Below are 6,421 nucleotides of genomic sequence, written 5' to 3' on the forward strand. Positions count from 1 at the left end.
AGAAGTTAGGAGAAGAATTAGCCAATTTGGAGAAATCAGCTAAAAGTTAGGGGAAGAATTAGCCAATTAGAGAAAAACGGCTAAAAGTCATGGGAAGAATTAGCCAATTAGAGAAATCGGCTAAAAGTCAGAGGAAGAACTAGCCAATTAAGAGAAATCGGCTAGAAGTCGCCGGAAGAATTAGCCAATCTGGCAAAATCGGCTAAAAGTTCACTCCAATTCAAACCGCATCAGCTAAAACCTGTCTTTCCTGAATAATTACAAACGAAAATCCCAGCCAGTTTTTGATACACTGACTGAGATTCAAATTTTAAAAGTTATTTGCTTTGGTCTTTTGCTGAACTATCTCCGGTTACTCTTGTTTCTACGTCTTTGGGATCAACATCTGACAAGGCAGCTTTTTCTGGGGCTAAAGCGTCTCGAATGTCAGTTAATAATTGAACTTGAGGATCAACTTCTTCTTCCTCTTCTTTCTTCGGCATGATTTTGTTGACAGACTTAACGATCAAGAAGACGATGAAGGCGATAATTATGAAGCTGATGATCGAATTGATGAATGTCCCAAATTTAAATGTAGCATCGCCAACTTTTAAGACCCAGTCGGAAAAGTCGATCCCACCAATAAATAACCCGATCAAAGGGTTGATCAAGTTTTCCACTAATGAATTTACAATTGCTGTAAACGCACTACCAATGATGACACCAACAGCCAAGTCCAGCACATTTCCTTGTGCAATAAACTCCTTAAATTCTTTTAACATGTATTAAGCACCTCTTTCAAAATATGTACAGTGAACATTATAAGCACTATCATTATTTTACGAAAATAATATGCTTATCTTTTTTCAAAATCATTTATTCAATAATTTCGAGATAAAATAGCTCAGATGTTTCTAATAAGGAGTAATTTCATCTATAATAAAGGTGACAAAATAATATTCTTACTATAGAAAGGAAGTTATTTTATGGATATTATGCAAACGATTTATCAGCGCCAGGCTGTCAGAGATTTTTCTGACAAACAAGTACCTACAAAAGACCTGCAAGATATTATGGATGCAGGACAGGCAGGGCCGGTCGGCATGGGCGAGTACGAAAAATTTCATTTTACGTTGTTGACAAATCCCGGTGCTATCAAGCAAGTTGAAGCAGACAGTGTCAGCAATCCATATTATGGTGCACCTGCAGTTATTATTATTTCGGCGCAAAAACAAGACAGTTCAGTTGGTTCAATGGAATGTGTCTCCGCCGGCGCAATGATTGAAAACATGGCCCTAGCGGCGACCGGCAAAAACTTGGCCAGTTGCGTGATCATGGGTGCTCTAATACCTTTGAGCAAAGATGATGATCTGTTAAGCAAGTTGCAGATCCCCGCTGGTTTTGCTCCTGTGATCTCTTTAGCTGTCGGCTATCCTGCTGAGTCGATCTCTAAACCGACTAAAGGACGTCATGAAGTAACCCAGACTATAATTTGATAAGCATAATTTGCTGCTTTTTGCCAAACGTTTGTTGGTAGAGTAACTGTCCGTAAGTGGTCAGTTACTCTTTTTTTAGCTTTATTGCAGTTTAAAACAACTGGTATGATAGGCAAATGTGTCACTTTTTTACAGCAGTTTGAAAAATTACAGTCAAGTTACATAAAATCTGTAATTAGCTCCATAAAATAGTAAAATAAGTTTTTTTCGCAAAAAAATAAAAAAAGTTTCTGAATTTCAAAAATATTTTAAGAAAGGCAGACTAATTTTTTTAGATTTTGTCACATAGTTTACCAACCGCCAATGTACTAGCGTTAAGCATCTTCTGTTTATTTTGTGGACAATATTCTTTGAAAATATATTACAAAATATTACAAATGTAACATAACATTACGAAAACAGTGGCTTTGTGTCAACAAATAGAAATTACTGTGTAACATTAACTTCATATACTAGTCATCGTCGGTTCGAGAGATGAACTGAAATTTAGTAAGCAAGTTCGTCAAGCACAAGGCTTGAGCTTGCTGGGGGCTCTAAAGAGTTTAGAGCTGTTAGCCAAAAATATACAGGAGTGAAACTTTTTTTATGAATTTGAAGCAAACATTACTTACAGTCACAGCAGCAGCCGGATTATTTGGAATGACAACTATTGCAGCCAACGCTGATACAGTTACAGTCAAAGCAGGAGATACAGTTTCAGGAATCGCAGCAGCTAACCATACAACTGTTGCCGCAATCGAAAAAGCAAATGAACTTGCTGACGTTAACTTTATCCTTCCTGGTCAAAAACTTGACATCGATGGTGAAGGTAAGGTTAAAGTTGTTGAACAACCACAACAAGTGCAGGCACCTGTTCAAGCACAAACAGCTGTTCAACCAAAAGCACCCGTACAAAAACAAGCACCTGTTAAGACACAGGCACCTATTCAATCTTCTACACCAGCCGCTTCAAGCAGCTTGAATGGTTCAGAAGCTGCTGCTAAAGCAGCAATTGCTAATCGTGAATCTGGTGGCTCATACACAGCAACAAATGGTCAGTTCTATGGTAAATACCAATTAGACAAATCTATGTTAAATGGTGATTACTCAGCAGCTAACCAGGAAAAGGCTGCTGACCAATATGCTATTGCAAGATATGGTTCATGGCAAGGCGCTTTGAAGCATTCAAACCAATTTGGTTGGTACTAAGAGCAAAACTTAGTTAAAAATAAAGTTAAAAAGTGAAGCCGGTCAGAGATGTAATTCGTTTCTGGCTGGCTTTTTTGAGCAATAATAAAACCGGCCCGCAAGCATTTTCAACTTGCAAGTCGGTTGTTTTCTTTATTAAGAAGGCTGAATTTCAAAACGTCCCTGAATACCGCTGGGGTCAATAAAGGTGATCTGACCGTTGTCAGCTTGCTTAAATTCAATGCTTAAGCTAGTGAGGTGCTCAGCTATGCGATCAAGTTCCGCAGAATCTGGCACATAGAAGCTGAAATATTTTAAGCCAGTTTCATTTTGGGCTAAGGGAGCGTCATTGCGGCTCAGCCAAACATTTGCTCCGATATGATGGTGGTAGCCACCAGTCGCTAAAAACTTGGCGGCCTCACCGAAGTTAAACTTGAGTGAAAGGCCTAAGATCTTGGTATAAAAATCTTGTGTCTGGTTGACATCAGAGACACTTAAATGAATATGACCAACCATAGTATTGTCTGGAAACCCAGTCCATTTTTGATCAGCAGCTTTTAAAACGCCTTCTACATCCATTTCTAAAGTGTCACTAGGGATCTCGCCGTCTTCTTTAATGATCCATTCTGAACGCGGCTTATCATGATAGACTTCGATCCCATTACCTTCTGGGTCGGTCAGATACAAGGCTTCACTATAAATATGATCTGCAGCGCCACTTAATGGAGCATTAGTTGACACATAGCGGATCAAGGCATTACCGAGGTCTTTTCTGGTCGGCAACAAAAAGGCCGTATGATAAAGACCTGTTCTTTGCTGAGCAGCACGTTGGCCGTTGATCTGGAATAAGTAGAGCAGCGGTGTGCTGTCGGCACCTAAAACAGCTTGCTGTGTTTCTTGCTGCAGTAGTTTTAGACCGATGATCTGAGTATAAAAGGCGATCATCTTTTGCAAATTGTTGACTTTTAAGGCAACATTGCCAGGGTGAGTTTTTTCATCTAATTGAAACTCGGGAATTATTGTGTTTGTCATAATAAGGCTTCTTTCTGTATTGTTAAATGTCCGTCGATCAGTTAAGTTTTCGTATGACAGACAAGAAAATCCCTATCTATCCAGCTCAGACATTAACACGCAAAAGACATGCTGGAACTTCTGAGTCTGAGCTGCTTGTTTCATGGGTGCCATGCTGTTTAATCAACGCTATTTTCTTTTTGAACATCAGTCAAAGTTTGGGGTGTAATCCCGTGACCAACTTGATATTCGTGGTAGTGGACGTTTGCAAAATGTGCGGCCATAATTTCATGAACGTGACGACCGATCTCAGGAGAAAATAGCGGGTCTATTGATCCTTGAGAGATAAAGATCTGTGGGCTGGACAAATTAGTACCCAGGGTCGCTTGCGCTGTTTGTTCAACAAATAAAGGCAAACGTCCGCTAAACAATTCTACTTGCTGAAATAGCTTAGGATAGTTAACCACTAGACCGCTCCCAATGATCGCTCCTTGACTGAAACCAAGGTAATGTAGAGGATGAGCGGTCAATTTTTTCTGAGTCAAAAGTTGCTGGATAAAACTATAAACATTTTCGATCGCGGTGCCGATAATTGTCTCTTCTTTTTTAGAACCGCGCTCAAAATTGACGTCGAAAAATTGATAGCCATCTTGGAAGACTTGATCGCCTTGCAGTGAAAGCTGAATCTGGTCTGATGCGAGCTGGTCTAGCACAGGCTGCAAGTCATTGTAGTTAGTGCCCATTCCATGGAGTGCGATAGCGATCGGGGTATGTTTGTCCCAATTTTGGGGATAATTTAAACGATAAAGATATTGCATCATTACACCTTCTTAAATAAGTCAAGTTAAGTTAAATAATATTATTTTTGAAATCTTTAAAGGAAGGCTGTGCTTCCTGTGTTGCCGAGACAAATATATCACACTTACAAAAAGTAAGCAAATTATTTTTACAATTTGTCTGTCAAATCCGGCAACCCTTTCCAATTTCAGGTAAAAACTGGTAAAATTGAAGGGAATAGATATGCAATGGCTTTTAAAATTTAATTAGCCTGACTGTTACAGAACTGACGTAGGAGGGGATCGTTTCATGGCAGTATTAGTATTGGGTGGAGCGGGTTATATTGGCTCACACACCGTTGATCGTTTGATACAAAAAGGTGAAGATGTTGTGGTTGTTGATAGTTTGATCACAGGACATCGTGATGCAGTTAATAAAAAAGCTAAGTTTTATCAAGGTGATTTGTCTGACCAGGACTTTATGCGAACAGTTTTTGCAGAAAACCCTGAGATCAAGGCAGTTATCCATTTTGCTGCTTTCTCGTTAGTGGCAGAATCAATGAAGGATCCGTTGAAGTATTTTGATAACAATACGGCTGGTATGATCAAATTACTTGAGGTCATGAATGAGGTTGGCGTTAAGAAAATCGTCTTCTCATCGACTGCTGCCACATATGGCATTCCTGAATCAATGCCGATCAAAGAAAGTGATCCGCAAAAACCGATCAATCCATATGGCGAAAGCAAGTTGATGATGGAAAAAATCATGCGCTGGTCTGATGAAGCGTATGGTATCAAGTTTGTTGCTTTGCGTTACTTTAACGTTGCTGGGGCCAAGGAAGATGGCTCGATTGGTGAAGATCATCATCCAGAAACACACTTGCTTCCGATCGTTTTACAAGTTGCGATGGGCAAACGTGACAAGCTGATGATCTTTGGTGATGATTACAATACCCCAGATGGGACTAATGTTCGTGACTATGTTCACCCGACTGATTTAGCAGACGCACATATTTTGGCTGTCAAGTACTTGCTTGCAGGTAATGATTCCAACGCCTTTAACCTCGGTTCTTCAACAGGATTTTCTAACAAGCAGATCTTGCAAGCTGCTCGTGAGGTTACGGGTAAGGAGATCCCTGCTGAAAAAGCGCCTCGTCGCGGTGGAGATCCAGATACATTAATTGCTGCTTCTGATAAGGCACGCGAAGTGTTGGGTTGGAAGCCGCAATTTGATGATATCCATAAAATTATTGAAACAGCTTGGAAATGGCATTCAACTCATCCGCAAGGCTATGCTGATAAAGACTAAAAAACAAGGTAAAGTGAACCGCTTAAGACGAGCATTAGCGGACAGATGTGTTACATCGCGCTGTTTGGCGATGTAATGCGTCTGTTGGATAAGAAGTTTTGGTTCACGCAGCCTGACTAAAAAGCAGCATTGAAAGGTGCTGCTTTTTGCGTACAGTAATTTTCTTGCTAAAAAAAGAGGCTTAGCTTATGATAAAGGCAAATAACTAACGAGGTGAGCGACTATGAAACAAAAAGTACAGAATCATTTGAACCAGGCTGCTTTTTTATCAGGAGTAGCGGCTTCAGGCTTCTTACAGACAGGACTCAAAGCAGCTTCGGCAACAAGAAAACATTTGCGCCCTAACAAACACGAACAGCAAGAAAGGGTTGTTTTGGGTCGAGTCAAATATCACCCTAATGTTAAAGAACCGGTTGACATTTTAAATGGGATTAAAAACGATTTAGACGATATTAAAGATGCACTGGTCGATATCGCTGAAAAAAGATAAGCTGATCATGTGGCGTGAAAGAGTACGTTCATATTTATAACAGCTATCGTTTGGATAACTATAGTCGGTATGCTAGAATAACAACGACTAACAAATCATTGTTTCGAGGGCAACGTGGGAGACTACGCTGCTTTTTTTGCTTGAATTTACACTTTAAGTGCAACACTAAAGCAAAAACGTCGCGTTCCCAATT

Annotated in this window: 7 protein-coding genes; 4 read left to right on the forward strand and 3 right to left on the reverse strand. The window is 39.9% G+C overall.

What is annotated here, in order from left to right:
* Positions 1–317: 317 nt before the first annotated feature.
* Complete coding sequence (gene mscL, locus FC65_RS08040) at positions 318–761, reverse strand: large-conductance mechanosensitive channel protein MscL (RefSeq protein WP_056972240.1); 444 nt, start codon at positions 759–761, stop codon at positions 318–320.
* Positions 762–965: 204 nt separating this feature from the next.
* Between mscL and FC65_RS08045 the strand changes: the two genes are divergently transcribed.
* Both FC65_RS08045 and apf read left to right on the forward strand, forming a co-directional pair.
* Positions 966–1,475, forward strand: a complete 510-nt coding sequence (locus FC65_RS08045; RefSeq protein ID WP_056972243.1) for a nitroreductase family protein — start codon at positions 966–968, stop codon at positions 1,473–1,475.
* A 585-nt stretch (positions 1,476–2,060) separates the two neighbouring features.
* Positions 2,061–2,663 carry an aggregation-promoting factor gene (gene apf, locus FC65_RS08050; protein ID WP_056972245.1) on the forward strand — a complete coding sequence of 201 codons (603 nt, stop codon included), beginning with the start codon at positions 2,061–2,063 and terminating at the stop codon, positions 2,661–2,663.
* A gap of 135 nt (positions 2,664–2,798) precedes the next feature.
* Here the strand turns inward: apf and FC65_RS08055 are convergent, their stop codons facing one another.
* The gene (locus tag FC65_RS08055; protein WP_056972247.1) at positions 2,799–3,674 is read right to left on the reverse strand and encodes a VOC family protein; all 876 of its coding nucleotides are present in this window, start codon (positions 3,672–3,674) and stop codon (positions 2,799–2,801) included.
* Positions 3,675–3,832: 158 nt separating this feature from the next.
* Positions 3,833–4,471 carry an alpha/beta hydrolase gene (locus FC65_RS08060; protein ID WP_056972249.1) on the reverse strand — a complete coding sequence of 213 codons (639 nt, stop codon included), beginning with the start codon at positions 4,469–4,471 and terminating at the stop codon, positions 3,833–3,835.
* A 268-nt stretch (positions 4,472–4,739) separates the two neighbouring features.
* Here FC65_RS08060 and galE point away from each other — a divergent pair, with 268 nt between their 5' ends.
* A complete protein-coding gene (galE, locus tag FC65_RS08065) occupies positions 4,740–5,738 on the forward strand; it encodes a UDP-glucose 4-epimerase GalE (protein ID WP_056972251.1) in 999 nt (332 codons plus the stop codon).
* Positions 5,739–5,961: 223 nt separating this feature from the next.
* On the forward strand, positions 5,962–6,228 hold the full coding sequence (locus tag FC65_RS08070) for a hypothetical protein (RefSeq protein ID WP_056972253.1): 267 nt from the start codon (positions 5,962–5,964) through the stop codon (positions 6,226–6,228).
* Positions 6,229–6,421 lie beyond the last annotated feature (193 nt).

Source organism: Ligilactobacillus acidipiscis DSM 15836 (genome assembly GCF_001435755.1).
GTDB classification, from domain to species: Bacteria; Bacillota; Bacilli; order Lactobacillales; family Lactobacillaceae; genus Ligilactobacillus; species Ligilactobacillus acidipiscis.

Coding starts and splice junctions, on each gene's coding strand:
- FC65_RS08055 (WP_056972247.1), bottom strand. CDS start 3,674: ATGACAAACACAATAATTCCCGAGTTTCAATTAGATGAAAAAACTCAC.
- apf (WP_056972245.1), top strand. CDS start 2,061: ATGAATTTGAAGCAAACATTACTTACAGTCACAGCAGCAGCCGGATTA.
- FC65_RS08070 (WP_056972253.1), top strand. CDS start 5,962: ATGAAACAAAAAGTACAGAATCATTTGAACCAGGCTGCTTTTTTATCA.
- FC65_RS08045 (WP_056972243.1), top strand. CDS start 966: ATGGATATTATGCAAACGATTTATCAGCGCCAGGCTGTCAGAGATTTT.
- FC65_RS08060 (WP_056972249.1), bottom strand. CDS start 4,471: ATGCAATATCTTTATCGTTTAAATTATCCCCAAAATTGGGACAAACAT.
- mscL (WP_056972240.1), bottom strand. CDS start 761: ATGTTAAAAGAATTTAAGGAGTTTATTGCACAAGGAAATGTGCTGGAC.
- galE (WP_056972251.1), top strand. CDS start 4,740: ATGGCAGTATTAGTATTGGGTGGAGCGGGTTATATTGGCTCACACACC.